General features: G+C 38.5%; 24 protein-coding genes and 1 riboswitch. Of the genes, 9 read left to right on the forward strand and 15 right to left on the reverse strand.

Features of this window, described 5'->3' with window-relative positions; all coding sequences use genetic code 11:
- Positions 1–67: 67 nt before the first annotated feature.
- Positions 68–736 carry a lysoplasmalogenase gene (locus AC4BHP_RS14085; protein WP_490552925.1) on the forward strand — a complete coding sequence of 223 codons (669 nt, stop codon included), beginning with the start codon at positions 68–70 and terminating at the stop codon, positions 734–736.
- 85 nt (positions 737–821) lie between these two features.
- Here AC4BHP_RS14085 and AC4BHP_RS14090 read toward each other — a convergent pair whose 3' ends face one another.
- From AC4BHP_RS14090 to purU, 6 genes are all read right to left on the reverse strand, one after another.
- On the reverse strand, positions 822–2,006 hold the full coding sequence (locus tag AC4BHP_RS14090; protein ID WP_139892053.1) for a NupC/NupG family nucleoside CNT transporter: 1,185 nt from the start codon (positions 2,004–2,006) through the stop codon (positions 822–824).
- A gap of 189 nt (positions 2,007–2,195) precedes the next feature.
- On the reverse strand, positions 2,196–2,594 hold the full coding sequence (locus AC4BHP_RS14095) for a cytidine deaminase (protein WP_066109535.1): 399 nt from the start codon (positions 2,592–2,594) through the stop codon (positions 2,196–2,198).
- A gap of 31 nt (positions 2,595–2,625) precedes the next feature.
- Positions 2,626–3,300, reverse strand: a complete 675-nt coding sequence (gene deoC, locus AC4BHP_RS14100; RefSeq protein WP_139892052.1) for a deoxyribose-phosphate aldolase — start codon at positions 3,298–3,300, stop codon at positions 2,626–2,628.
- A gap of 30 nt (positions 3,301–3,330) precedes the next feature.
- Complete coding sequence (locus AC4BHP_RS14105) at positions 3,331–4,632, reverse strand: pyrimidine-nucleoside phosphorylase (protein ID WP_139892051.1); 1,302 nt, start codon at positions 4,630–4,632, stop codon at positions 3,331–3,333.
- A gap of 256 nt (positions 4,633–4,888) precedes the next feature.
- The gene (gene deoR / locus AC4BHP_RS14110; protein WP_148630355.1) at positions 4,889–5,827 is read right to left on the reverse strand and encodes a DNA-binding transcriptional repressor DeoR; all 939 of its coding nucleotides are present in this window, start codon (positions 5,825–5,827) and stop codon (positions 4,889–4,891) included.
- Between the two features lie 48 nt (positions 5,828–5,875).
- Entirely contained in the window at positions 5,876–6,775 is a 900-nt protein-coding gene (purU, locus tag AC4BHP_RS14115; RefSeq protein WP_139892049.1) for a formyltetrahydrofolate deformylase, read from the reverse strand.
- Positions 6,776–7,174: 399 nt separating this feature from the next.
- On the opposite strand from purU, the gene AC4BHP_RS14120 reads away from it, so the two are divergent.
- The gene (locus tag AC4BHP_RS14120; protein WP_139892048.1) at positions 7,175–8,638 is read left to right on the forward strand and encodes an alpha-amylase; all 1,464 of its coding nucleotides are present in this window, start codon (positions 7,175–7,177) and stop codon (positions 8,636–8,638) included.
- Positions 8,639–8,748: 110 nt separating this feature from the next.
- On the opposite strand, the gene AC4BHP_RS14125 is transcribed toward AC4BHP_RS14120, so the two are convergent.
- Genes AC4BHP_RS14125 through AC4BHP_RS14135 form a run of 3 tightly spaced genes read right to left on the reverse strand, consistent with a single transcriptional unit; the run spans position 8,749 to position 11,577 of the window.
- On the reverse strand, positions 8,749–9,531 hold the full coding sequence (locus AC4BHP_RS14125; protein ID WP_490552929.1) for an ABC transporter ATP-binding protein: 783 nt from the start codon (positions 9,529–9,531) through the stop codon (positions 8,749–8,751).
- Between the two features lie 16 nt (positions 9,532–9,547).
- Entirely contained in the window at positions 9,548–10,552 is a 1,005-nt protein-coding gene (locus tag AC4BHP_RS14130) for a FecCD family ABC transporter permease (RefSeq protein WP_066109556.1), read from the reverse strand.
- Entirely contained in the window at positions 10,549–11,577 is a 1,029-nt protein-coding gene (locus tag AC4BHP_RS14135) for a FecCD family ABC transporter permease (protein ID WP_066109560.1), read from the reverse strand. Before AC4BHP_RS14135 ends, AC4BHP_RS14130 begins: the two co-directional genes overlap by 4 nt.
- A 162-nt stretch (positions 11,578–11,739) precedes the next feature.
- Here AC4BHP_RS14135 and AC4BHP_RS14140 point away from each other — a divergent pair, with 162 nt between their 5' ends.
- Positions 11,740–12,684 (forward strand): ABC transporter substrate-binding protein, encoded by a 945-nt coding sequence (locus AC4BHP_RS14140; protein WP_066109564.1) that lies wholly within the window; start codon positions 11,740–11,742, stop codon positions 12,682–12,684.
- Between the two features lie 53 nt (positions 12,685–12,737).
- Here the strand turns inward: AC4BHP_RS14140 and AC4BHP_RS14145 are convergent, their stop codons facing one another.
- The 6 genes from AC4BHP_RS14145 to AC4BHP_RS14170 form a co-directional block, all read right to left on the reverse strand.
- Entirely contained in the window at positions 12,738–13,526 is a 789-nt protein-coding gene (locus tag AC4BHP_RS14145) for a carbon-nitrogen family hydrolase (RefSeq protein ID WP_139892045.1), read from the reverse strand.
- A gap of 137 nt (positions 13,527–13,663) precedes the next feature.
- Positions 13,664–14,692: a UDP-glucose 4-epimerase GalE gene (gene galE / locus AC4BHP_RS14150; protein ID WP_490552933.1), complete on the reverse strand. Its 1,029-nt coding sequence runs from the start codon at positions 14,690–14,692 to the stop codon at positions 13,664–13,666.
- 173 nt (positions 14,693–14,865) lie between these two features.
- Positions 14,866–16,074: a M20 family metallopeptidase gene (locus AC4BHP_RS14155; protein ID WP_066109570.1), complete on the reverse strand. Its 1,209-nt coding sequence runs from the start codon at positions 16,072–16,074 to the stop codon at positions 14,866–14,868.
- Between the two features lie 56 nt (positions 16,075–16,130).
- Positions 16,131–17,000 (reverse strand): MetQ/NlpA family ABC transporter substrate-binding protein, encoded by an 870-nt coding sequence (locus AC4BHP_RS14160; protein WP_490552936.1) that lies wholly within the window; start codon positions 16,998–17,000, stop codon positions 16,131–16,133.
- Positions 17,001–17,017: 17 nt separating this feature from the next.
- Positions 17,018–17,668, reverse strand: coding sequence for a methionine ABC transporter permease (locus tag AC4BHP_RS14165; RefSeq protein WP_066109774.1), 651 nt, complete (start codon positions 17,666–17,668; stop codon positions 17,018–17,020).
- A 17-nt stretch (positions 17,669–17,685) separates the two neighbouring features.
- Entirely contained in the window at positions 17,686–18,705 is a 1,020-nt protein-coding gene (locus AC4BHP_RS14170; protein WP_066109575.1) for a methionine ABC transporter ATP-binding protein, read from the reverse strand.
- Between the two features lie 122 nt (positions 18,706–18,827).
- A riboswitch (SAM riboswitch) is annotated at positions 18,828–18,939 on the reverse strand.
- A gap of 229 nt (positions 18,940–19,168) precedes the next feature.
- Here AC4BHP_RS14170 and AC4BHP_RS14175 point away from each other — a divergent pair.
- From AC4BHP_RS14175 to AC4BHP_RS14200, 6 genes are all read left to right on the forward strand, one after another.
- Complete coding sequence (locus AC4BHP_RS14175) at positions 19,169–20,851, forward strand: YrzE family protein (protein ID WP_490552940.1); 1,683 nt, start codon at positions 19,169–19,171, stop codon at positions 20,849–20,851.
- A 679-nt stretch (positions 20,852–21,530) separates the two neighbouring features.
- Positions 21,531–22,976, forward strand: coding sequence for an amino acid ABC transporter substrate-binding protein/permease (locus tag AC4BHP_RS14180; RefSeq protein ID WP_066109582.1), 1,446 nt, complete (start codon positions 21,531–21,533; stop codon positions 22,974–22,976).
- Positions 22,963–23,691 (forward strand): amino acid ABC transporter ATP-binding protein, encoded by a 729-nt coding sequence (locus AC4BHP_RS14185; protein ID WP_066109585.1) that lies wholly within the window; start codon positions 22,963–22,965, stop codon positions 23,689–23,691. Before AC4BHP_RS14180 ends, AC4BHP_RS14185 begins: the two co-directional genes overlap by 14 nt.
- Before the next feature lie 349 nt (positions 23,692–24,040).
- Positions 24,041–24,865 carry an undecaprenyl-diphosphate phosphatase gene (locus tag AC4BHP_RS14190; protein ID WP_066109587.1) on the forward strand — a complete coding sequence of 275 codons (825 nt, stop codon included), beginning with the start codon at positions 24,041–24,043 and terminating at the stop codon, positions 24,863–24,865.
- A 190-nt stretch (positions 24,866–25,055) separates the two neighbouring features.
- Entirely contained in the window at positions 25,056–25,748 is a 693-nt protein-coding gene (locus AC4BHP_RS14195; RefSeq protein WP_066109590.1) for a response regulator transcription factor, read from the forward strand.
- A complete protein-coding gene (locus AC4BHP_RS14200; RefSeq protein WP_066109593.1) occupies positions 25,745–26,752 on the forward strand; it encodes a sensor histidine kinase in 1,008 nt (335 codons plus the stop codon). Before AC4BHP_RS14195 ends, AC4BHP_RS14200 begins: the two co-directional genes overlap by 4 nt.
- Positions 26,753–26,839 lie beyond the last annotated feature (87 nt).

Here is a 26,839-nt window from a genome sequence, read left to right on the forward strand (position 1 = left end):
AAATGAAGGATTTTCCGCTATCTCCATCAAATACTTTATGTTACATTCACAGGAAGGAGGGAATTACATGAAGGTTAAATTACTTACTCTTCTCATTTTAGTAATGAGTATTATCTATATTTTTTTCATTCCAGCTGAGCCGTTTGGAATCAAATTGCTATTCAAGCTCATTCCAATGTGGTTAATTATCTACTTTGCCTATCTTCAAAAACCTGCTGAAGGACACAAAAATAAAGGACTCATCCTTACCGGACTGTTTTTTTGTATGCTCGGTGATGGGCTGCTTCACTGGTTTATAATTGGGCTAAGCTTCTTTCTGATCGGACATATCATTTATATCGCAGGCTTTCTAAGGAGATGGAATTTCTCTAAAATTCGCCTTTTATCCATTTTTCCGCTCCTTGCATTTGACCTGATCATAGGCAATAAACTTATAAATGCCCTTCAAGAGACGGGAAATGATGGATTAATTATTCCTGTTGTTATCTATATTGGCGCTATTTCTTTTATGGCATGGGCAGCCTTCATGACGGGGAATTTATATGCGATAATCGGCAGCTTGCTCTTCGTCATTTCTGACACTATATTATCATGGAATATGTTTATATCTGATGTTCCATACTCGCATTTTTTAATCATGTCAACTTATTATGCTGCTCAATACACAATAGCCTCCAGTATTAGCAAGGCATCTGGTCTGACCACTCCTTTACGTATAAAGCCGTTAAGGGGATAATTTCTGCGCAATACTGTAACTTTCAAACCTATTAAAAAAAGCAGATTCGCACGAATCTGCTTTTTTCTAATTTATATTTATATAACTAGAGAACCAAGCCTACAATAATACCGGATAATACACTTACAAGCGTAGCTCCAAAGAGTAATTTTAAGCCAAAACGCGCTACCACATTTCCTTGCTTTTCATGTAGACCTTTCACTGCACCGGATATAATTCCGATTGAGGAGAAGTTTGCAAAGGAAACAAGGAATACAGAGATAATTCCCAGTGTACGTTCACTAAATGTATCTGCTATTTCTGTCAGGCTAATCATCGCAACAAACTCATTAGTTACTAGTTTAGTAGCCATAATTCCACCTGCGGATACTGCTTCCGACCATGGTACACCCATTATGAAGGCAAATGGTGCAAAGATATATCCAAGTATTTGTTGGAAGGATACACCAATAGTCATATCAAACAAGGCATCTATACACGCCATTAACGCCACGAAACCAATTAGCATGGCTCCTACGGTAACTGCGACTTTAAAGCCATCCATGATATATTCACCAATCATCTCGAAAAAGGTTTGTTTTTCTTCCTCTTCTGCTACAACGAGAATATCTTCTTTATCATCAACTTCATAAGGATTGATCAGTGAAGCAATAATAAATCCACCAAATAGATTGACCACTAAAGCGGTTACGACATATTTAGGATCGATCATTGTCATATATGCGCCGACAATCGACATTGAAACTGTAGACATAGCCGATGCACATAAAGTATATAAACGGTGAGGCGGTAATTGCCCCAATTGTTTTTTCACCGTTATGAATACCTCTGATTGTCCGACCATAGCTGAGGCAACTGCATTGTATGATTCAAGTTTACCCATTCCGTTCACTTTACTTAACAGAAGACCAATTCCCTTCATAATAAAAGGAAGTATTTTAAAGTGCTGTAATATTCCGATTAATACCGATATAAAAACAATTGGCAATAGTACTGTAAGGAAAAATGGTGCTTCTCCTTCATTTGCCATTCCGCCAAACACAAATGATACCCCTGCTTCTGCAAATTTCAGTAAATATCCAAATACGGTGGCAATCCCTTGGATTAAAACAAAGCCGAATTTAGTATTTAATAATAAAGCTGCTAACGCAATTTGAATAACAACCATTATCCCAATATATTTATACTTGATTTGTTTCCTGTTTGAACTCACTAACAAAGCCAACCCTACCACTGCAAGTAACCCGATGATTGAAATTAAATATTTCATAATTCCTCCACTAAGATGTTTAGATTATTTTACGTGTACACCTTAACTAAAAAACCCATTCTACTTTACAGAATCCGGCTCCAATACTACCTGTTTAGAGATTGGAGCCGGAAACGCTCTTGGTTAATGATTTAAATTATCCCGTTCAACTATTGGCCGGCGGTACCCCACCGAAGCATTAGTTTCACTTTATTTCCCCATGTCCGTCGATTTAAAAAATCCTGGCAGTAATTCTGCAATTGAAGTCTCCAACAGATCACCCTTCAAGTTGGATAGATAGACTTTTGTATTGTTATCACTAAACTCAGCTATTACTTGTCGGCAAGCTCCACATGGTGAAACCGGACCTTCCGTATCGGCAACAATAGCAATTGCCTCTACTTTTGGTTCACCTTCTGAAACAGCTTTAAATATGGCTGTGCGTTCAGCGCAATTTGTCAGGCCGTATGATGCATTTTCGATATTACATCCACGGAAAACATGTCCACTTGTAGTTAAGACAGCTGCTCCCACCTTAAATTTAGAATAAGGTGTATATGCCTGTTTACGTGCTTCGATTGCTTCTTGAATTAAACTGTTTTTATCCATTAGGGGGCCTCCCACAAACTTCTTCAATTAATTAATAGTCTGAATTTGCTGTTTCGCCTTTTGCAATAGAGACTCCAGAGCTTGCACCAATACGTGTAGCACCAGCTTCTGTCATCGCTTTTGCATCCTCAAGACTTCTAACGCCGCCGGAAGCTTTAACGCCGATTTCTGCTCCAACTGTTTTTCTCATTAGAGCGATGTCTTCCACTGTTGCTCCGCCTGTAGAGAATCCAGTTGATGTTTTAACAAAGTCTGTACCAGCAGAAACAGCCAGCTGACATGCTTTCTCAATTTCTTCTTTTGTTAATAGGCATGTTTCGATGATCACTTTTACTAATGCTTTACCTTTTGCTGCATCAACTACTGCTTTAATATCAGCTTCAACCTCATCATAACGGCCATCCTTCATAGCACCGATATTGATTACCATATCGACTTCGTCTGCACCATTTTCGATTGCATTAGTAGTTTCAAATGCTTTTACTTCAGGAGTATTCGCTCCAAGAGGGAAACCAATGACTGTACATACTTTTACTTCGGGTGTATCTTTTAGCATTTCTGCACATTTTTTTACCCATGTTGGATTCACACATACAGATGCAAATTTATATTCCTTTGCCTCTTCAACAATTGTCTTTACTTGTTCTTCTCTAGCATCCGCTTTTAATAACGTATGGTCGATTAAAGATGTTAATTTTGTAGTCATGTCTTAATTCCTGCCTTCCAAAAGCTTATATTAATGAATTTCTGTGTAAATTAATGTTGGAGCCTGTACTTTTTCAGTACTGATGTTGTATGCTCCGTAAATTTTTTCCAATACATTGGCAATTTCTTCTGAGTTGGAATGTACAGTTACAAGTGATTCGCCTTCCGCAACTTCATCGCCAACTTTTTTATTCAAAACAATTCCAACAGCCAAGTCAATTACAGATTCTTTCGTAGCACGGCCTGCTCCAAGCATCATGGCAGCAACACCAATTTCCTCCGCCTGAATACCAGCAACATATCCAGAAGACTTTGCAGGGACTTCAATAAGGTATTTAGCCGTTGGAAGTTTGGATGGATCATCTATCACAGATGCATCCCCGCCCTGTGAAGCAAGGAATGTTTTGAATACTTCAAGCGCTTTTCCATTATGCATAACTTCCTCAAGCATGCCACGTGCCTCTTCAGTTGTTTCAGCTTTACCAGCTAGTATGACCATATGGCTTCCCAAAGTTAAGCATAGTTCATGTAAATCAGCCGGACCTTTACCTACTAATGTGTCGATAGCTTCTTTAATTTCCAATGCATTACCAACTGCAAATCCAAGTGGCTGACTCATATCTGAAATGATAGCTTTTGTATTTCTGCCAACTCCATTCCCGATATCAACCATTGCTCTTGCTAATTCTTTTGCATCATCAAGGTTTTTCATGAATGCCCCATCGCCTGTTTTAACATCCAGGACAATAGCATCTGCTCCAGCTGCAATTTTCTTGCTCATGATGGAGCTTGCAATTAGAGGAATAGAATCAACTGTTGCTGTTACATCACGTAATGCGTATAGTTTTTTATCAGCTGGTGTTAAGTCACCGCTTTGTCCAATAACAGCAATTTTATTTTTATTTACAAGATTAATAAAATCCTCATTTGAAATTTCTACATGAAATCCTGGAACAGCTTCCAGCTTATCAATGGTTCCGCCTGTATGACCTAGACCACGTCCGGACATTTTTGCAACCGGTACTCCAAGTGCTGCTACTAAAGGTGCCAACACAAGTGTAGTTGTGTCACCAACACCACCAGTACTATGCTTGTCTACTTTTACGCCCTTTATTTGTGAAAGATCAATTTGATCTCCTGATTCAACCATTAGCTCAGTTAGGTTAACTCTTTCTTCCTGAGTCATACCTTGAAAATAAATCGCCATAGCAAATGCTGACATTTGATAATCGGGTATACTTCCATTCGTAAATCCTTCAATAACAAACTGGATTTCACTTTTATTCAACTCATGACCGTTACGTTTCTTTTCAATAACGTCAACCATTCTCATGATTTTACACCTCATTTTTGAATTATCGTAAAATAGCCACCATTACTTGGAATAACCATGTAAGTGAAAATATTGGTAGCACTTACAAAACTAACTATACCATATTAATTGAACAAAAGTAACATTAAAGTGTGAACAAATGTAAAACATTTTGTAGGTGTATCCTTATTGACCCCTTTATCCATTTTTTAACACTAAAAACCTCCTATTAGGATAAACAGGAGGTTAGAACCATATTCATATATAGGTGATATATTTATTTATCCAAAATAAACCTTGCCGTATATTGATCGGTGATTAATACATTGGCGAATTGTCCCTTTAGAGCCGCGTGAATGGAATCTACCTTTTGAGTACCGCCGGCAACCAATATCGAATATTCTTTTTCCTTCAGCTCTTCAAGGTCAATTCCCAAAGTACGTTCGTTCAATGAGTTGTTACATATATTTCCCTTTGAATCGAAAAAGCGTGAACAAATATCACCCACAGCCTTAGAATAAAGCATCTCCAAGTCTTCTTCCGTAAAATAACCAAGCTTAAAGAGCAGAGATTCTGGTTTAACCGGCCCACATGTGAATAATGCAATATTAGCTTCTTTTCCAGTTTCAATAATTCCTTTAATATGTCTGTCTGCCATCATTGCTTGTTTAACAACTACCTGGTCGACAATCGCCGGTAAAGGTAAATGCAATGGAGTAGTACGGAAAGCCTTCCCGAATAAATATAGAATTTCTGATACATAGGTATGCGTCTCGGAATGGCTGATTCCACCTTTAAGCTGCACAATCTTCACATTATTTACTGCCTTTTTCTTCAACTCCACTGCCACATGATAGAGAGTCGTTCCCCATGTCACTCCTATAATGTCATCATCCTTAACAATTGTATCAAGATATTCTGCAGCCTTTAATCCAATAGAAGTTTTGATAGTGTGATCCTCATATTGTGGTACAGGTGTTACTACTGCCTTTTTTAACTTATATTTTTCTTCAAGTTTAACCTCAAGATTCTCCAAATTTTCTTCCATATCATCTATTTTAATTTGGACAATCCCTTCTCTTTTAGCCGTTTGCAGCATACGTGACACCGTAGGCCTTGAAACACCGAGTTTTTTTGCAATTTCATTCTGTGTATAATCCAGTAAATAATAAAGTTTAGCAGCTTCTATCACTTTACTTTTTTTATCCGCTTCCATTTTGGTCCCCTAGTTTTCCACTAATTTTCACTCTTTTATTTTATTGACCTAAAAAACAATTGTCTTATTCCCCTGAACAATAATCCTGTCCTGTAAGTGCCATTTCACAGCTTTGCTCAGCACATTTCTTTCAATGGATTGTCCTATTTTCTTCAATTGCTGAATATTATCCTGATGATTAACCCGCATAATATCCTGTTCAATGATGGGCCCTTCATCTAAATCATCTGTTACATAATGACTGGTTGCTCCAATTAATTTAACCCCACGTGCAAACGCTCTTTCATACGGTCGTGCTCCCATAAACGCCGGCAAAAAGGAGTGATGAATATTAATGATTTTATTCTCATACATTTCAACAAAGCTTGGCGAAAGAATTTGCATGTAGCGCGCTAACACGATTAGATCGATTTGATGTTTATCGAGCAGCTCCTTCTGCCTTAACTCCGCATCTTCCTTTGTTTCCTTCGACACAGGTATATAGTAAAAAGGGATGTGCAGCGATTCTACCAGCTCTTTAGCAGCCAGATGATTACTGATTACGATCGGAATCTCTGTCATTAAATCTCCTGATTGCCACTCCCATAGCAGCTCTCTTAAACAATGGAGCTCCTTTGAAACAAATATAGCCGTTTTCTTTATGTGATAGTTAAAAATTATATCCCACTTCATCTTAAACTTATTCGCTATTGAAAGGAATTCTTCTTTTAGTTTCTTCTCGTTTTTAGCCAAATCAGGGCATTCGAATTCGATCCTCATAAAAAACGTACCGCCATTACTGTCTGTTGAATATTGATTTGATTCCAGGATGTTAGCGCCTTGTTTAAACAAGACATCAGATACTGCTGCCACAATTCCTTTTTTGTCCGGACAGCTAATTAGCAGGCGCCCTTTATCTCGCTGACTCTCTTTATACAGATTTACATGCTTTTCAGCGATCGTTTCCATTCCCTCACCATCCTGATCTGCACAGATATGTATTTATCCGCTTACATTCCTTACATTTTATCACAAATATTCCATCCTACCTGCTGAAATATTTTTATACTAATAATTTAATTGTTTCGGTAAAAGAGCAAAATGTAGCACTTCCTCATCAAGCCTTTATAATCGTTGATTTGCCAGCATTATAATTTTATTCACCAACGTTCTTATTCACCGTGTGAATGTTGATTCTTATTCATTTTGACTATTTGTTTTCCCATCTTAAGAGACGTACTTCTCGCAACAAATACGATTTATTAATTATATTTTCATTTCATGTTTCTAAAGGTATGCTTAGCGGGTAAATAGGTAAATATTGTTTTATAGTTGAAGCTGCTAATAGAGAGATGCGAGGTGGTACAAATGGGGCATAACCATACAATGATGCAATTTTTTGAGTGGCATATTTTACCTGATGGTACTCATTGGAAACGGTTGAAGGAATTAGCACCAGTATTAAAAAACTGCGGAATAGATTCTGTTTGGATCCCACCCCCAACGAAAGGACAAACACCTGAAGATACAGGTTATGGTATATATGATTTATATGATTTAGGGGAATTTGATCAAAATGGTTCTGTACGCACGAAATATGGTACGAAGGATGAGTTGATAGAAGCAGTTGAAGCATGCAAAGAAAATGATATTTGTGTGTATGCAGACATCGTTATGAACCATAAAGCAGGTGCGGATGAAACAGAGAGATTTAAGGTTGTAGAAGTTGATCAGAATGACCGTACACAAGAGATATCGGAACCATTTGATATCGATGGCTGGACGAAGTTCACGTTTCCCGGGCGCGGTAATACGTATTCTGATTTCAAATGGAATATGGAGCATTTCAATGGAACTGATTATGATGAAGGAACCATTCGAACAGGTGTATTTAAAATTCTCGGTGAAAATAAAGGCTGGAATGAACATGTTGATAAAGAGTTTGGAAACTATGACTATTTAATGTTTGCCAATATTGATTATCGCCTTCCAGATGTACGAAATGAAATGAAAAATTGGGGAAGATGGCTCGCTGAAACCATTAAATGTGAGGGGTATCGCTTAGATGCCATTAAGCATATTGATTATACCTTTATTAAAGAATTTGCCATTGAAATGAGAGAAGCTCATGGTGATGACTTTTATATGGTGGGAGAATACTGGAATCCCGATTTACGGGCATGCCAGGAGTATTTAGAAAAAGTTGATCATACACTTGATTTATTTGATGTGCCTCTCCACTATAAATTACATCAAGCTTCTCAAATGGGACGAGATTTTGACCTTACAACCATTTTTCATAATACTCTAGTAGAATCTAATCCTTTAAATGCGGTAACCTTCGTAGACAACCATGACTCACAGCCGGAAGAATCTCTGGAATCATGGATCGAAGATTGGTTTAAACCATCTGCTTATGCACTCATCTTACTTCGCCATGACGGTTACCCGTGTGTTTTTTACGGGGATTATTATGGAGTTGGCGGCGAAAACCCAGTTGGGAGAAAAAACAAACTGATTGATCCGCTTCTTTATGCAAGGGTCCATAAAGCCTATGGAGGACAGGTCGATTACTTTGACCATCCAAATACCATTGGGTGGGTAAGATTAGGAACCGAAGAAAAGGAGAACTCTGGCTGCGCTGTTGTTATTTCAAACGGTGACGAGGGCGAAAAAAGAATGTGTGTAGGAGCTGAACGTGCCGGAGAAATATGGACTGATTGTACAAGCAACCGACCAGATAAGATTGAGATTGACGAGGAAGGCTGGGCAACATTCCCTGTAAATGGTGGCAGTGTTTCTGTGTGGACCAAGCCTGACCCAGAAGATTAAAAAGCTTAAGCTAGAGTAGCATCCAGAATTTATATAAACAGGGGGCTTTTGAGTGATGAAACACTGTTTACTGCAGTGTTTCATCACTCATAGCCCCCTCATATTTTTCATCATTTCACTAAATCATACGAAATGATTGCCGGTTTACCGGTTCTGGGATCCTCTACAATAGAAGCATCAATCTGGAATACTTCTTTTAATACTTCCGAACTCATAACTTCATTAGAACTCCCCTGTAAAATTAACTGACCCTTTTTAATCGCAACCAATTCATCTGCAAACCGGCTAGCATGATTCAAATCATGGATCACCATCACAATGGTTCGGCCATCCTCGTGATTCAGTTTTTTTAAAAGCTCAAGAACCTCCAGCTGGTGAGCCATATCCAAATACGTGGTTGGTTCATCCAGTAACAATAACCCCGTCTCCTGGGCAATTGCCATTGCAATCCATGCACGCTGACGTTGCCCGCCGGATAAGGAGTCCACTGCATGATCTTTAAAATCACTTAATCCAGTAACACGAATCGACCAATCGACCATTTCTCTGTCATGTTCATTTAAGCGTGAGAAACCGCCCTGATATGGAGTTCTTCCATAAGAGACCAAGTCGGTTACAGAAAGACCGGCAGGAGCTTCCGGTGACTGGGGCAGGATAGCCATTTTTCTGGCAATCTCCTTTGTAGGTGTATTCTTAATATCTTTTCCATCTAAAATAACTGATCCATACATAGCTGGATGTAATCTTGCCATTGTCTTCAAAATAGTCGATTTTCCACAGCCATTTGGACCAATAATGGCTGTAATCGCTCCTTTTTTTATATCTAAATTCAGTGAAGGAACAATTACATTTCCGTCGTAGCCTATTTTTAAATTCCGAGCTGACAATTCCAAAAGGTTTACCCCTCCTCTACTTTGATTTCATTAAGAGATAAATAAAATATGGAGCACTGATAATAGAGACGATTACCCCTGAAGGAATATCGACACGGAACATATTTTTACCCAGCATATCTGCCAACAGCAAAATAAGGGCTCCAATCATAGCTGAAGCTGGTAAAAATGCCCCATGTTTAGGACCAACAAGCTTCCTTGCAATATGGGGTGCTATTAGTCCAAGAAAAGCAATCCCCCCGCCAACTGTCACACCTAACCCAGCCAATGCAACTGCGGCACCAATTAAAACTAAGCGCTCTTTTTCTGTACGAATTCCCAGTCCTGACGATACAAGACTCCCAAGATTTAATACATTTAGTGTGTGTGATTTATATAAAATAAATGGAATTAAGATTAAAAACCACGGCAGCAAGGCCCACACATATTTCCACTGTGTAGCCCAAAGATCTCCGGATAACCAAACTATCGCTTTCATGAAATCATGCGGATTCAATCTGAGCTGCATGGCAGTTAAGACAGCTGAAAATCCAGCATTAATACCGATTCCAACTAAAAGAAGGCGAATCGTGTGCAGCCCTTTCTTCCATGATAATGCCAATATCAATACGGCTGTAAGCATGGCTCCGGCAAATGCAAAGAAAGGCATAATAAATGTACCTATCTGGCTCTGACTGCCAAGCGTAGATTGAAATACAGTAATATAAATTAATACAGCAAGACCAGCACCTGCATTAATCCCTAATATCCCAGGCTCCGCTAATTCATTCTGAGCAACTGTTTGCAATACTGCTCCCGATATAGCCATTCCTGCTCCTACCAAAATAGCCAGTAAGATAGCCGGCAACCGGATCTCAAATAAAACAAGCTCCTGCTTAGCTGTTCCATTTCCCACAATCGTCTGCCACACCTCTGCTGGTGAAATACTGACCTTTCCTATATTCAGACTGATTAAACTGACCGTAATAATTAGTATGAACAAAGCAATCCATACTCTTGGCAAATTAGCAATCTTCTTCAAAACAATTGCCTCCCTTCACTGCGAACAAGGTACAGGAAGAAAGGAACTCCAATAAGTGCTGTCATAACACCAACCGGAGTTTCATATGGGGGATTAATCACTCTTGAGGCAACATCGGCCAACAATAACAAGGCACTTCCGAGAACAGCTGCGAGAGGCAGTAACTTTCTATAGTCCGTTCCAATCAACATCCTGGTTATATGAGGAATGACAAGACCGATAAAACCAATCGTCCCAGAGACCGCAACCGAGCTGCCAGTCAGTAATAAAATAACGATAATTCCTAAAGCTCGGACTAGCTTGATGTTAACCCCAAGCCCCTTCGTTACATCCGTACCAAGCGATAATAACGTAAGCGAATGTGCAATACTAAGTAAAATAGGCAATCCTATTAAGCCAACCGCTGTAATTATTTTTACCTCAACCCAATGACTATTCGCCAATTCACCTGCATACCAGAAGCTAATATTTTTCGTGACATCAAAATATAAAGCCATGCTGGTTGTCAAAGAACTTAAAAACATCCCAGTTGCCATACCCGCCAAAGCCAATTTAACTGGTGTTACCCCTCCTCTGGATAAGGCAGATAAAGAAAATACCAATAGGACAGCCAATCCTGCTCCAATCATGGATGCACTAATAGAACCCATTATGGATAATCCAGAGAAAACCGTTAATGATAAAACTAAAGCAAATGCAGCCCCATTGGATACTCCCAAAAGAGATGGTTCAGCAAGTGGATTTCTAGTCAATGCCTGCATAACAGCACCAGAAATGGCTAAGTATGCCCCAACAAGGCCTGCCATCAGTGCCCGCGGCAATCTGATTTCCCAAATAATCTGATGTGTCACATTATCAGGATTTCTATGGAGCAAAGCCTCCCATACTGTTGAAAGGTCTATCATTTTTGTTCCAATTATTAATGAAGTAATAAAAATAACTAGTAGTAGTAAAAAAGACAGCGGGAGAACAATGCCAATCCGTTCCCTGCGAGATGGAATATTTCTATCCTCGTTCTTCTGCACGTACGTTCAGTCCTTCAAAATTATAATATGTAGTCCAAAGGAATCCACCTTTCTAGTGTTACCTTAAAATGAATAGGTATGAATTTCCTTTGACCCTTCAAATGAGAATGATTATCATTAATAGTAACGAATTTATTTTACATACTAAAGGAGGATATAGCAATGGTAATAAATAATAAATACACACGTCTTCTGGTATTCATGCTGTGTGCAGTATTATTGCTTGCAGCCTGTGGCTCAAATGATGACAATGATACTTCTAACAAGGAGCAGTCTGACAAGAAGGTTACAGATGCAATCGGTGAAATGAGCTTCCCTAAAGACCCTAAAAGAATACTGGCACCAAATTTAGAGGATTATTTAGTCACTTTGGGCATTAAACCTGCTGCTCAATGGTCAATCGGTACAACTGTTCATAATTATTTACAGGATGAACTTAAGGATGTTCCTTTGATTTCATGGGATATGCCGATAGAAGATGTGATCGAAGCGGAACCAGACTTAATTATGTTCGAATCTGAAGCTGCTATTCAGGAAGGCCAGTATGAGGAATACAAAAAAGTAGCTCCAACCTATGTATTTAAGGAAGAAGATGCTGCTGACTGGAGAACTTTACTGACAAAAATGGGCGAGTTGTTCGGTAAAGAAGATCAGGCAAAAAAAGCAATTCAAGACTATGAGGATAAAGCTGCGGAAGCTAAAACAGCAGTTAAAGAGAAAATCGGAGATGAGTCTGCCGCTCTGATTTGGGTAACAGGCGGTCAGTACTTTGTTTTCGAGGGTGATCGTTACGCTTCAAATGTACTCTATAATGATTTAGGAATTAAGATGCCAACTTATATTAGTAAACTTGGTGAAGCACAGGCAACATGGCAGGGCACTTCACTTGAGGCATTAGCGGATTTGGATGCAGACCACCTCTTTATTGCTGCAGCGAGCGGCGAACCAGGAATGGAAACATTGGAAAACAGCTCTATTTATAGATCCATTCCGGCTGTCCAAAAAGGAAATGTTTATACATTTGAAGATTCCAGCAACTGGACAACCAATGCTAAAACGGCCAATGCTAAAACAATCGATTTGGTACTAGATTCCTTAACTAAATAATAAACAAAGGAGGCTCTTTTTTAAGAGTCTCCTTTTTATTGTATGTCTGAAGCTTACTTTTTTCTATTATATAAATCCTCTCTTCGGTCCTCAAAAACGGAGATGCGAGTTCGTACCTGATCGACTTCCTGTATGTTTAAGTCAGCATAAAGGATAGATTCTGCTGTAGAACCAATTGCAATTGTATCGCCCCATGGATTGATAACCATGGAAAACCCGCCGAATGTGTTATTAGGATCTTTTCCGACTCGGTTGACAGCTATAATAAATAGCTGGTTTTCTATGGCTCGTGCCTTCAAGAGCGTTACCCAATGATCCACTCTTGCTTCCGGCCATTCTGCCACTACGAATATAAGCTTTGCTCCCGCCAAAGCATGTTTTCTTACCCATTCGGGAAAGCGGATATCATAGCAAATCAGGCCTCCGCTCATGTTCCCATCTATCTTAAATAAATTCTCTTTTTGTCCCGCTATAAGATATTGATGTTCATCCATTACGTTAAAAAGATGAGCTTTATCATACTCAGATATGACCTCTCCAAAGCGATTGAATACATACATTCTATTAAAATACCCTTTTGAGGTTTTCACAGAAACAGAGCCGCCAACAATATTGACATTGTACTTTAAGGCCAGTGAGGAAAGTAGCTTAATCGTTTCCTTTCCTTCAAGATCAGCAAGATCCCCCAGCTGTTGCAGTGCATAGCCTGTATTCCACATTTCAGGTAGCACAATACAATCCGCACCATTCTGGGCCGCCTCAGATATAGACTCTGTTACATGCTTAAAATTTTCATTTGGCTTTCCATACTCGATATCCATTTGTACACAGGCGATTTTCAGGTGGCTTCCCCCTCTCTCTTCTATTAAATAGGTTATTTCAATACATGGCTGATAGCAACTTTGATGCTATCTGTTTACCCAATATGTAAATGAAAATGGAATCGGGCTTAATCATCAACTCCATCATCCAATTCTCACTAAGAATTTATAATTGTCTGATCATAACCATTCGGATTTTGCCTTTGCCATTTCCATGAATCTGCGCACATATCCTTCAGACTCTTTTCTGCTTTCCAGACCAGTACCTTTGCGGCCTTTACGGAATCAGCGTAACTAACAGCCACATCACCGGGCCTCCGTTCCACTAATTCGTAAGGGATTTTCCTTCCGCTAACACTTGCGAAAGCATCCACCAGGTCCAGGACACTATATCCGTTTCCTGTTCCAAGATTAAATGCTTCTACTCCAGATCTACCCTGCAGATATTCCAATGCCTTCAAATGGCCCTTCACTAAATCGACTACATGGATATAGTCGCGAACACCGGTACCATCATGAGTTTCATAATCGCTGCCAAAAACGGATAATTTATCTCTTTTTCCAATGGCAACCTGTGTGATATATGGCATTAAATTATTGGGAATACCACTTGGATTCTCACCGATTCTTCCTGATTCATGAGCTCCTATAGGATTGAAGTACCTCAGCAAGGCGATACTCCATTCTGGATCGGAAACATGCAAGTCACACAGGATTTCCTCTATCATTAATTTTGAACGGCCATATGGATTGGTTGCTGATAATGGAAAGGACTCATCAATCGGTACCCGATCCGGCATACCATATACAGTGGCAGAAGAGCTGAATACCAGCTTCTTCACCTGATGCTTCGCCATAACTTCACATAGTCTGATGGTACCCGTCACATTATTTTCATAATATTTCAGAGGCATCGAAATGGACTCACCAACTGCTTTTAAACCGGCAAAATGGACAACTGAATCAAAATCATATTTTGCAAACAATTGGTCAACAGCTTCCTTATCTACTAAATCTATATTATAGAAAGGAAAGTTCCTACCAGCTAACTCTTTCACTCTTTCAATTGCTTCCACATGACTGTTAGAGAAATTATCCAGCACCACAATATCATAATTCGCTTTTAAGAATTCAACTGCCGCATGGCTGCCTATATAACCAGCACCACCTGTAATGAGTATCGCCATCCATGATCCACTCCCCTGTTTCTCACGATTGGTAATTAGAAATACACATACACTAATTTTACCTTATTTAGAATTATGTGGTACTTAATTTCTTTATGAGTTAAAAATACTAAAAGAAGAACAGGGCAGTGGATACTCAATTTATATTGCCGCAAGTCGATATTTAGGCTTGTTTAAATATCACTTGTTTTAGCTTTAAGGAATTCATCCTTAATCCTCTGCAGTAACGACTGATTTGTCAGAAGGCGATAACCTGTATTGGCCAAGGCTTTTGCACCAGTAATGACGGCTTGGTCTCCAAGTTCTGATATAGCACACTCTCTAAATTCTTTTGTGTGGGCGATTAGATCATTCGGACCAATTTTGATATAAGGATGCGCTGTCGGAACAACATGGCTTACATTTCCTGCATCTGTTGAACCGGATGCATTCCGCGTACCCTGTACAACCTCCTCACCTAGAGCTGCCAGTTCTTCTCGAAGTACCTCATCAAGAGCCGTGTTCAGAACGAAATCATGAACTTCATTTTGAAATCTTTCTATTTTTACATCGGCTCCGGTTGCCAACGCCGCACCTTTGGCAATCTGAATAATCCTTTCCGATATTTCCTCACAACTTTTCCAAGTTGAAGCTCTAATATAGAATCTTGCAGAGGCATAATCAGGAATGATATTAGGTGCATCTCCTCCATTTGGAATAATGCCATGAACCCTTATATCTGTCGGCAGCTGCTGTCTCAATGCGCCAATCCCATTAAATAACTGGATGACCGCATCAAGTGCATTAATCCCTTCCTCTGGTGCTGCCGCAGCATGCGCCGGTTTCCCATAAAAATGAAAGTCAAGGGGATTAACAGCCAAGAAAGGCTGAGTTGTTCTCGTTTGACCAGAAGGATGAATGATAATAGCTGCATCCACACCGTCAAACAATTGATGCTTTACATAACTGCCCTTCGCACTTCCATTTTGACCCCCTTCTTCTGCCGGGGTACCGTAAACAAGTACCGTTCCCCCTATTTCCTCGAGTACTAAACCAAGCGAAATTCCAGCCGCTACGCTGGTGATGCCAATGATATTATGGCCGCATGCATGGCCAAGGCCAGGAAGCGCATCATACTCGGCAAGAAAAGCTATCGTAGGCCCCGGCTTTGAGGATGATTTCCTCGCTAAAAATCCAGTTTTATGGCCAGCAATATCATTTGTTACCTCAAAGCCAGCATCGATTAATACCTTGGTCAGTGTTTCAGATGCAAAGAATTCTTCATTCCCTATTTCTGGATTTTCATGAATTTGGTGGCTTATATTTATATATTTGTTTTTCTGCTGATCTATATATTCATTGATAATATCTTTATGAAAAATGCGACCTTCGTTTTTAATCATTGCTCTGCCTCCAATCTCTCTAATAATCTTATACCTATGTTAGTATCCGAAGTAATTCATTGATCGACTGCCGGGCTGGTCCAGGCATCCTGATAATTAACCAATTCTTCTATTGAAACAAAAGCCGGAATGGTATTTCCTTTAAATGTTTTAAGGATAAAATCCTCCACTTCCTCGGAATGATAGATGTCTGCCAGTTTTTTTAGCTCAGCGCGGTCTTTATCCCCTTTTTTTATAGCGATAATATTAATGTATGGTTTGGCCGTTGCACTTTCATGGAACAAGGCATCCTTTAATGTCAATCCTGCCTCAACCGCAAAGTTATTGTTTATAATAGATGCATCTACATCTTCAAGAAAACGCGGTGTATTCCCGGCAGCTACCAGTTCGAGTTTAATATTTTTTTGATTTGATTTAATTTTTTCCAAAGAGCCTATTCCATCAAAATTATCTGTTAGTGTAATGAAGCCAGCCTCCTGCAAAAGAAGTAGCGCCCGGCCAAGATTTGTACCTTCATTAGGGACAGCAATTTTAGCCCCATCAGGCAATTCCTTTAAATCCTTATGCTTATTTGAGTAGATTCCCATTGGTGCAATAACAGTAGAGCTTAGTGGCTCAAGATCTAATTTTCTTTCTTCCACTTGTTCTTCAAAGTAAGAAATGGTCTGGAATGCGTTAGCATCCACTTCGCCATCATTTAGAGCTGTATTCGGCAAAATATAATCACTGAACTTTACAAGCTCTATATTGAGCCCCTTCTCCTTAGCGAGTTCAGCAATATAATCCCATATTCTTGTGTCTCCGCTGCTTACTCCAACCTTAATGGTAGAGCTGCCCTCTTTTGCACTGCCTTTCGAATCGCTTCCACATGCTGCTGTTACGACAGTAAATGCAATTATTAAAATAGTAAGAAAAAGTTTTTTCATTTTTTCCATCTCCTTCTTTATCGTCTTCTTATTTTTCTAGCCAGCGTATTACCTATGGATTGTAAAAGCTGTACAATGATTACCAGTGCCGCAACGGTTACAATCATGGTGTTAGTGTCAAACCTCTGATAACCATAGGTGAGGGCAAGATCTCCAACTCCTCCAGCTCCTACTGCCCCTGCCATTGCTGAGGCTCCAACCAGCCCAATAGTTGCTGTTGTAAAGGTTAAAACAAGAGAGCTAAGTCCCTCTGGTATTAAAAACCGAAAAATGATCTGCCATTCAGTCGCGCCCATTGACTGAGCTGCTTCAATAATTCCCTTATCAACTTCCAATAATGAATTTTCAACCAATCTGGCAATATAAGGACCTGCATAAAATACAAGCGGTACAATGGCGGCATTCGTTCCAATCGCCGATCCAACAACCAATCGTGTAAATGGAATCAAAGCCACCAATAAAATAATGAAGGGAACCGAGCGTAAAATATTAATGATTGGGTTCAATATATTAAACACCCACTTATTCTCCAGAATGTGACCCTTTCTCGTTATGACGAGTAAAATCCCTAAAGGCAATCCAATCACGGCCGCGAATAGTAAGGAGAAGAAAACCATATAGAGTGTGTCACTGAATCCAATCAGTAACTGTTCAAGTGTAATTTCCATTCCTAAAAACTGTTCATTCATGATAGCTTAACCTCCTGCAAGAGCACATCCTCACTCTCTATGTATTGGATCGCCTTCTTTATTTCTTCTGTTTCACCGATGACCTCAACGATTAAATTCCCAAAAGGGGTTTCCTGTATTTCAGAAATATTGGCAGAAAGAACACTTAAATGGACATCAAAACTTTTCGCCACTGTTGAAAGTAGATGCTTGCCAGACGAAGATCCCAAAAAATTAAGTTTCCAAACTGCTGGTTTATTCTCCTTTAAGGATTTCAAAAAGCTCTGCGGAATCTCGTCGTGAATGACTGTTCTAACAAACCGCTTGGCAACCTCAGTGGTTGGCTTGGAAAAAATATCAAGAACAGGACCCTGCTCAACAACCCTCCCATTTTCCATGACAGCGACCTTATTGCATATCTCTTTAATCACCGACATTTCATGTGTAATAAGCAAAATTGTTATATTGTATTCTCGGTTTATTTTTTTCAATAGCTCTAAAACATCCCTGGTCGTCTGCGGATCCAATGCCGATGTAGCTTCGTCACATAGCAGGATAGATGGATTCGTGGCCAGAGCTCTCGCAATTCCAACCCTCTGCTTCTGTCCCCCTGACAATTCATCCGGGTAACTTCGACCCTTAGCTGATAACCCCACGAACTCCAGTAATTCTCGAACTCTATTTTGAATCGTTTCTTTACGAACGCCGGATAGTATCAATGGAATCGCTACATTATCAAATACCGTCTTAGATTGAAGTAAATTGAAATGTTGAAAGATCATCCCGATTTTCTTTTTCTCTGCCCTTAATTCCTTTGCTTTGAGACTGGCAAACGATTTACCATTCACAAGGACCTCCCCCTCAGTAGGCCGTTCAAGCATATTAACTAAACGCAAAAGTGTACTTTTCCCGGCCCCGCTGTATCCTACCACTCCAAAAATATCCCCTTTTTCAACCGTTAAATGAACGCCTCTCAGAGCATCTACGCTTTGACCATTTGCTTGATATGACTTTTTTATGTTTCGAAACTCAATCATGTTCTCTCCTCCAGGCCTAAAAAATTCGAAATGCAAAAAGCCCCTTCTGTCATTAGACAGAAGAGGCTTTGTATGAACATATACATAAAAAGACAAGTAGAAATATGTTCGCTTAAAGCTTCCTCTTATCTCTCAAACAGATGTTTGTTGGAATTAGCACAGTATTTTTACCATAGTAAAAATCCGCTGCCGAAGTATCATAGGGCCAAATCCCTCCACTTCTCTCGATAAGAATCGCTTGCTATTCAATTAAATTTGATGTTTCCAACTATATCCTATCTTGTTTAGCAATGTCAATAATAATTTATAATATTTAAAATATTTTTGATTTATAATAAAGAATATCCTAAATCAAGTTACAGCAACTAAAATTCATGAATATTTCCAATTCATGAATCATTTTGGCCAGTTATTCGTATAGGATATTAAGGTAAATTATAGAAAAAATAAGGAGGGGTACTTTGTGGGAAATATCTTCATCTATTCCATTATCATTGGGATTATATCGGCACTTATTCTTGTGCCATTCAAAAATAATGAAAAATTACGTATCCATATGAAGGGGAAAACAAAACTGCTTGTTTTTGTCAGCTTAGCTGCATTAATCACGATTGGAGCATTTTTATTTTATTACTTCACCCTATTGGATCAAACTATCTCTTCTCTTTGGATTTTTGTCATCATACTAACCTTGCTGGGTTCAATGCTTGCTACGGGTATGGAGAGAACCATTAAGGGTATTTTATTTGCAGGTAGTTTGCTTGTCGGTCTCTATTTTTTAACGGCATTTCTGTTCAATGCCGATGAAAAGTATACTATAGCTAAAATGGACATCAAAGAAGAAATTCAAACATTTGATGAAAATAAAAAGCCGGCCAGCGTGCCTCCTCAATACGCGCGCAATAAAATGAAAAAAGCATTTGGCCAGGTACCAAATACGAGCTACTACGAATTAGGGAATTTACAAATCCAAAAAGTAGATGGTGAGTATGTTTATATTGCTCCAGTCGAATTTTCAGGATTCTTCAAATGGCTGAAAGGGAAAGAAACTCCTGGTTACTTTATATTGAGTGCTACAGATTCATCAGCCAACCCAAAATTTGTTGATGCAGAAATGATCTACACTCCTTCTGCATTCTTCAATAAAGAAACAGAGCGCCGTATTCGTCTACAGTATCCATCCTACATATTCTATGGGGATTCACAGCTTGAAGTAGATGATAATGGCGCGCCATTTTATATTCGCTCTTATGGTGATTTTGTCTCTGCCAGAAATGGCTTTAAGGTAAAAGGTGTTGTGGTGATGGATGCCAAAACTGGGAAGTCCAACTCTTATTCCCTTTCTGAAGCGCCCGAATTTATTGATGGTGCCGTTGCACCAGAAGTCGTCAGTACACAAAACAGCTACTTCGGAAATTATATTCATGGCTATTGGAACAGCCTATTTGGAAAATCAGATGTTAAACTGCCTTCTGATGAGGGTACCGAAGCGAATGTAAGTCCGATCTTTGATGAAAATGGAGATATGTATTATTTCACTGATTTCACGAGTCCTAAAGAAGGCGTCGATTCTATGCTCGGCTATGCGCTCACAAATTCCAGGACAGGTAAAGCTGTCTATTATACAGGTAATATGGAGGAATCCTACATGGATTCACAGGGTGCCCTGCAAATTATCGAGAAGAAGTTTATAGAAAAGAAATGGGAAGGAGAAATGCCCATCATCTATAATTTTTACGGTGAAGCCAGTTGGTTAACAGGAGTCCTGGATTCAAATGGATTCCTACAAAATTATTTCATTGTATCTGCTGCCAATCCTGAAATAACAGCATATGGGTCAACGCCAAATGAAGCCTTAAAGCTATACAAAACAGCACTTCAAAAAGGCGGCGGAACGGTTAACGGCACCTCCACAAGTGTTGAGAAGAAAATCGATGGGAAAGTTATCAGAGTCTATAAAGAAAAATCAGGTGAATATACCGTCGTTTCGTTCCTTCTGGATAATGGACAAAGCTACAATATGTCCTCTGAAAAGGATCCTTTGATCATATATCTGCAGGAAAACGATGAGGTATCTGTAACGTACCTGGATACCGGGGAAAACTTTTTACCTGTTAACGGTATTACAATTAAGAATTTACAATAATATATACTGAAGAAAATAGATCATCCTCACTCGAGGATTGATCTATTTTTTAACAACTGGACTAATTTTATTACCCATATTTAAATTATTGTTAAATATATAGTTAGAATCGTGTTGAATAGGGTAAATAAAATTAGTCATAAATACTCATAATAGGTAGTGTTTACATTATTAAGAGGAGGGCTTTGGAGTTAAATTCTATAGATCAATACCCATACTGGATGTAGTTCCAAAAGAATTAGAGCACAAATGGAAATATACTTTAGAATTCATTCTTCAGAACTAAAATTTGCTTAAGATACACTTACATGGTTAAAGCATTCTCAGCTGTTTTCCATACATAATCAGTATTAATATGTGAGTTAGATTATTTTCACATAACATTTAGGAAGTACTTTCCATTTACAAATCTCTATATATTTTATTAGATTAAATACGTATAATACTGCTCTTTTTTTATTTCTCCACCCTTTATTACATCTTTTTCTTCACAACAAATAAATGGAAATCTTATAGTAATCTAATATTATTTGGTAAGTATTGATTGCCAAAAAACCGTATCTTTATATATACTCATAGAGATACATACATTCTGTTATAAGATTAAAACATCCCTTTTAACCCGCCCCAATTGGATATAGAGGGTTTTTAAACGTTACTTATATGAAGGAGGTTCACAATGAAGAAATTTTCAAAATTCACATTCCTAATAGCAATGGCTATTGTCATGATTGCTTCATTTATATTCCCGGCTTTAAACACGAAAGCAGAAGGAAAAAAATATGAGATTGCAACAGATATTACATTTGCCCCATTTGAATTCCAGGAAACGAATGGCGAATTTGTAGGTATAGATATCGATTTACTCAATGCTATAGCTGAAAATCAAGGGTTTGAAGTAGAAATTAAGCCGCTTGGATTTAATGCAGCCGTACAAGCACTAGAGTCCAATCAAGTAGACGGCGTTATTGCCGGAATGAGTATAACAGATGAAAGACAACTGAAATTTGATTTCTCCGATCCCTATTTTGAATCTGGTGTCGTAATGGCGGTTGCCGAGGGAAATGAAGAGATTAAATCCTATGAAGATTTAAAAGGAAAAAAGGTAGCCATTAAAACAGGTACAGAAGGTGCCAGCTTTGCAGAAAGCATAAAAGATAAATATGGCTTTAAAACGGTAACCTTTGATGATTCCGCCAATATGTATGACGATGTTAAAACAGGTAACTCTGCAGCTGTTTTTGATGATTACCCAGTTCTGGCATATGGGATTACGCAAGGCAACGGATTAGAAATCGTTACTGAAAAAGAAAAAGGCGGCTCCTATGGATTTGCTGTCGCTAAAGGGCAAAATGCGGAATTGATTGAGCAGTTCAATACAGGTCTAGCCAATCTAAAAGAATCCGGTGAATATCAGGATATTATGGATAAGTACTTGAAGGCAGAAAAAAGCACCGATACTAATAACGGTTTCTTCGGCTTATTAGAATCAAGTATGCCAAGTCTGTTAAAAGGTCTTCAAATGACCCTGATATTGACTGTCGTATCTCTCGTTATAGCATGTATCCTAGGTATTATATTTGGTCTGATGCGTGTGTCCCATCTCAAAATCTTAAGGGCAATCGGCGTCATTTACGTAGATATCTTTAGAGGAACTCCACTGATTGTTCAAGCTTTCTTTATCTATTTCGGTATTCCAGCAGCACTTGACTTCCGTATATCTGCAGTTGCTGCCGGTATCATAACATTAAGCTTAAATGCTGGTGCATATATGGCTGAAATTGTACGCGGTGGTATCGAATCCGTTGATAAGGGACAAATGGAAGCTGCCCGAAGCCTTGGTCTTCCATATAAAAAGGCAATGGCAAAGGTTATCCTTCCACAGGCAATCCGTCTGATGATTCCATCTATCATTAACCAATTTATCATTACATTAAAAGATACCTCTATCCTATCCATCATTGGTATTAATGAATTGACTCAAAGCGGAAAAATCATTATTGCCAGAAACCTTGAGTCCTTCCAAATGTGGCTGATTGTAGGGTTTATATACTTTATCATTATTATGATTTTAACTAAGGTATCAAACCGTATGGAAAGGAAGATCCAAAATGGGAAAGCTTAAAGTAAAAGGATTAAAAAAATCATACGGGAAGCTGGAAGTACTAAAGGATATCAGTCTTGAGGTTAAAGAAGGCGAAGTTGTCTGCTTAATCGGCCCTTCTGGATCCGGTAAAAGTACACTTCTGCGCTGCCTCAATTTACTTGAAGAAGTAAATGAAGGTGACGTAACAGTTGATGATAAACATTTAACTGATAAAAACACAGACATTAATAAAGTTAGGGAAAATATCGGAATGGTATTCCAGCATTTCAATCTCTTCCCGCATATGACAGTACTAGATAATATTACTTTGGCTCCTGTTGAGCTGAATAAAGCTACAAAAGAAGAAGCAAAAAAAATCGGCTTAAAGCTATTGGCTCGTGTGGGTCTTGAAGATAAGGCCAATGCCATGCCAGCTCAACTGTCCGGCGGACAAAAACAACGTGTGGCGATTGCACGAGCTCTTGCCATGAACCCTGACATTATGTTGTTTGATGAGCCTACGAGTGCACTTGATCCCGAAATGGTCGGTGAGGTTCTGAATGTTATTAAACAGCTTGCACAAGAGGGTATGACCATGGTAATTGTGACTCATGAAATGGGCTTTGCCCGTGAAGTAGCTGATCAGGTCATCTTTATGGATGGCGGTTATGTTGTGGAAAGAGGAACACCTGAAGAAATCTTCTCCAATCCGCAAAATGAACGAACTAAGGATTTTCTTGATAAAGTTTTATAAGGATAAGTTAGGGCACAGTGCTTAAGCACTGTGCCCTTTAGTATTTCTATTTTGATAACCTCCTTCTTGCTGATGTAATGACTATCCATATATGCAGTTACTAAAAGGCCTGATATATATGAATCCTGCCTTTACTCTGATATAAACTTCTATTTCCTGGTTACATGCAACCCTTCATGCAAACACTCCAATATTTTCATAAAAACCTTTATTACGCGCAAAATAAGCTTTAGTATTAATCCAGTTCCCTTACTTTCTGAATTTTCCAGTTTCGAACCGTTCTCTCCAAATGATATTATTATTTTAGTATAATAAATAAAAGTAAAAGCTATAAAATAGGAGTGTTAAAATGGATTCAATTAGCTTTATTGAAATAATACAATTTGTTTTTTTAGGATTACTGCAAGGTCTTACTGAACCTATCCCTGTATCTTCAAGTGGCCACTTGGTCATCTTTCAGCATTTTTTCGGACTTAACATTCCGGGATTAAGCTTTGAGTTGTTTGTAAACTTTGCGTCCCTACTGGCCGTTATCTTTATTTATCGAGCAGATTTAATGAAGTTGATTAAAAATGGATTTTCCTATTTAACAGGTTCTGATAAATCTACCGCCACGAAAAAGGATTTTTATTTTATTCTTTACTTAATTGTTGCTACAATTCCAGCTGCATTTATCGGTCTTTTCTTTGAGGATCAAATCGCATCTATTTTTAAGGGTGTACGTGTCATTGGCTTTGCGCTGATTATCACAGGTATTGCTTTATGGCTTATCCGTAATTTAGAGGGCAGGAAAGCTGAGGGAGAACTAACATTTAAGGATGCCATTATTGTGGGATTATCACAGGCTGTTGCTTTAATACCTGGAATCAGCCGTTCCGGTGCAACGATCGTATCCTCTATGGCTATGGGAATGAACCGTGAAACTGCGTTGAAATTCTCGTTTTTTCTATATATCCCAATCAGTCTTGGCGGCATGGTATTTTCAGTATCCGATATGGTGAACGATCCTGATTTAGGAAGACTGCTGATTCCGTATGCATTGGCATTTATAGCTTCCCTCATCGCCTCCTATTTTTCACTGCGTTGGTTTATGGATATTATGAAAAAAGGGAAATTAGGTTATTTTTCTATTTACTGTTTTATCGTAGGAATCCTCGTTATTATCTTCGGTTAACTTATAAAAAGGAGAACAAGCATTGGTGCTTGTTCTCCTTTTTATATTTGCGAGTCGTTTTTATAGTACACTATATTTATATATACTATACATTTTGAGCTTTACATGACAAAACAACTAATACCCTAAAATAGTTCGAGCTACTTTACCACTATTCGTAATCCTAATAAATAAAGAACGGGTGATGGTTATGTTTAAAATTTTATTAATTGAAGATGACACCAGCCTTTTTAAAGAAATTAAAGAGAGGTTAACCCAATGGTCTTATGAAGTATATGGCGTTCAAGATTTCGGAGAGGTACTTAATGAATTTACGGATATTCAGCCTGACTTAGTCCTTATTGATATTCAGTTGCCTAAATTTGACGGTTTCCATTGGTGCCGGCTGATACGGACGCACTCCAATGTACCCATTTTATTTTTATCATCGAGAGACCACCCTACTGACATGGTGATGTCTATGCAACTTGGTGCTGATGATTTTATACAGAAGCCCTTTAACTTTGATGTTTTAGTTGCAAAGATTCAAGCCATTTTACGAAGAGTTTATAATTATAATGCTGATCAAACACAGCTGAAAATCTGGTGCGGAGCGACCATTAATTACGAAAAAAATACGGTTGAAAATGAACTTGGATCAATAGAGCTTTCAAGGAATGAAATTTACATTTTAAAGCAGTTAATCGATCATAAGAATAAGATTATCAGCAGAGATACTTTAATTCGCAGTTTATGGGATGATGAGCGGTTTGTCAGCGATAATACATTAACGGTCAATGTGAATCGGTTGCGAAAAAGGCTGGATGAACTTGGACTCGGACATTTTATAGAAACAAAAGTAGGTCAAGGTTACATGGCAAAAGAGACGGCTGATTCTTTATGATAAAGAGCTATTTAATTGAAAGACGAAGCTGGATTATCTTATTCCTATCAATTCATCTATTTATACTCTTTGTGGCTTATATTGACCAGTCTATCCCTTTTCAATCAATTGCTTATATCGTCTTTTTATCTGTAATTTTATTTACCATCTTCATTATCATACGCTATAAAACTGAAACGCAATTTTATAGAAGTTTAGATAAACGGGAAACTGATTTAGACATCTCCACTTTGCCGGATGCAAGGAGCCCTATTGAACGAATTGTTCTAAATAGTATCCTGAATCAAACAGAGCAGCTGAAACATGCAACTGCACATAGCCAAACCTTAATTGAACAAGAAAAAGATGACTTACTCTCCTGGATTCACGAGGTTAAAACTCCGCTAACAGCCATGAATTTAATCATTGATCGCCTTGAGGATGAACGAACAAAATCTGAGCTAACCTATGAATGGATGAGAATTCAACATCTTCTTGATTCTCAACTTTTCCAAAAGCGACTTCAATTTATTGAAAACGACCTTTTAATAGAGAATTTAGATTTACGTAAAATTGTCTATAAAGAAATAAGAGAATTGCAGAGTTGGTGTATCCAGAAAAGAATCGGCTTTGACCTCCAGCTGGATATTACCGAGGTTGTAAGTGATGCCAAGTGGTTGAGCTTTATTATTAGACAGTTATTAACGAATGCAGTCAAATATAGTCATGACTCAGATATTATTATTTCAAGCCGCCCCCTGCCAAATGAACATATCATTTTAACCATACAGGATTTTGGCCGCGGCATTGATCAGAGGGATTTGCCGCGTATCTTTGATAAAGGCTACACTTCTGCTGTGGAACATACCGATAATGCTGCGACAGGTATGGGCTTATATCTAGCTAAAAAAGCAGCAAATCCTCTTATGATTGATATTGGAGTAGATTCAAAACTAGACGAAGGCACCCGATTTACGCTTACCTTTCCAAAGAAGAATGATTTTGTTGAGGTCATTAGCATGTGACAGGAATGTCACATGCTTTTCTATTTTGTTCGGAGAATAGAAGGATTTGAATAGAACGTCCTCTATATAATGAAGGTATCAATTAAA

This window comes from Pradoshia sp. Z4_20, from assembly GCF_058216035.1.

Coding starts and splice junctions, on each gene's coding strand:
- AC4BHP_RS14085 (WP_490552925.1), top strand. CDS start 68: ATGAAGGTTAAATTACTTACTCTTCTCATTTTAGTAATGAGTATTATC.
- AC4BHP_RS14090 (WP_139892053.1), bottom strand. CDS start 2,006: ATGAAATATTTAATTTCAATCATCGGGTTACTTGCAGTGGTAGGGTTG.
- AC4BHP_RS14095 (WP_066109535.1), bottom strand. CDS start 2,594: ATGGATAAAAACAGTTTAATTCAAGAAGCAATCGAAGCACGTAAACAG.
- deoC (WP_139892052.1), bottom strand. CDS start 3,300: ATGACTACAAAATTAACATCTTTAATCGACCATACGTTATTAAAAGCG.
- AC4BHP_RS14105 (WP_139892051.1), bottom strand. CDS start 4,632: ATGAGAATGGTTGACGTTATTGAAAAGAAACGTAACGGTCATGAGTTG.
- deoR (WP_148630355.1), bottom strand. CDS start 5,827: ATGGAAGCGGATAAAAAAAGTAAAGTGATAGAAGCTGCTAAACTTTAT.
- purU (WP_139892049.1), bottom strand. CDS start 6,775: ATGGAAACGATCGCTGAAAAGCATGTAAATCTGTATAAAGAGAGTCAG.
- AC4BHP_RS14120 (WP_139892048.1), top strand. CDS start 7,175: ATGGGGCATAACCATACAATGATGCAATTTTTTGAGTGGCATATTTTA.
- AC4BHP_RS14140 (WP_066109564.1), top strand. CDS start 11,740: ATGGTAATAAATAATAAATACACACGTCTTCTGGTATTCATGCTGTGT.
- galE (WP_490552933.1), bottom strand. CDS start 14,692: ATGGCGATACTCATTACAGGTGGTGCTGGTTATATAGGCAGCCATGCG.
- AC4BHP_RS14155 (WP_066109570.1), bottom strand. CDS start 16,074: ATGATTAAAAACGAAGGTCGCATTTTTCATAAAGATATTATCAATGAA.
- AC4BHP_RS14160 (WP_490552936.1), bottom strand. CDS start 17,000: ATGAAAAAACTTTTTCTTACTATTTTAATAATTGCATTTACTGTCGTA.
- AC4BHP_RS14165 (WP_066109774.1), bottom strand. CDS start 17,668: ATGGAAATTACACTTGAACAGTTACTGATTGGATTCAGTGACACACTC.
- AC4BHP_RS14170 (WP_066109575.1), bottom strand. CDS start 18,705: ATGATTGAGTTTCGAAACATAAAAAAGTCATATCAAGCAAATGGTCAA.
- AC4BHP_RS14180 (WP_066109582.1), top strand. CDS start 21,531: ATGAAGAAATTTTCAAAATTCACATTCCTAATAGCAATGGCTATTGTC.
- AC4BHP_RS14185 (WP_066109585.1), top strand. CDS start 22,963: ATGGGAAAGCTTAAAGTAAAAGGATTAAAAAAATCATACGGGAAGCTG.
- AC4BHP_RS14190 (WP_066109587.1), top strand. CDS start 24,041: ATGGATTCAATTAGCTTTATTGAAATAATACAATTTGTTTTTTTAGGA.
- AC4BHP_RS14195 (WP_066109590.1), top strand. CDS start 25,056: ATGTTTAAAATTTTATTAATTGAAGATGACACCAGCCTTTTTAAAGAA.
- AC4BHP_RS14200 (WP_066109593.1), top strand. CDS start 25,745: ATGATAAAGAGCTATTTAATTGAAAGACGAAGCTGGATTATCTTATTC.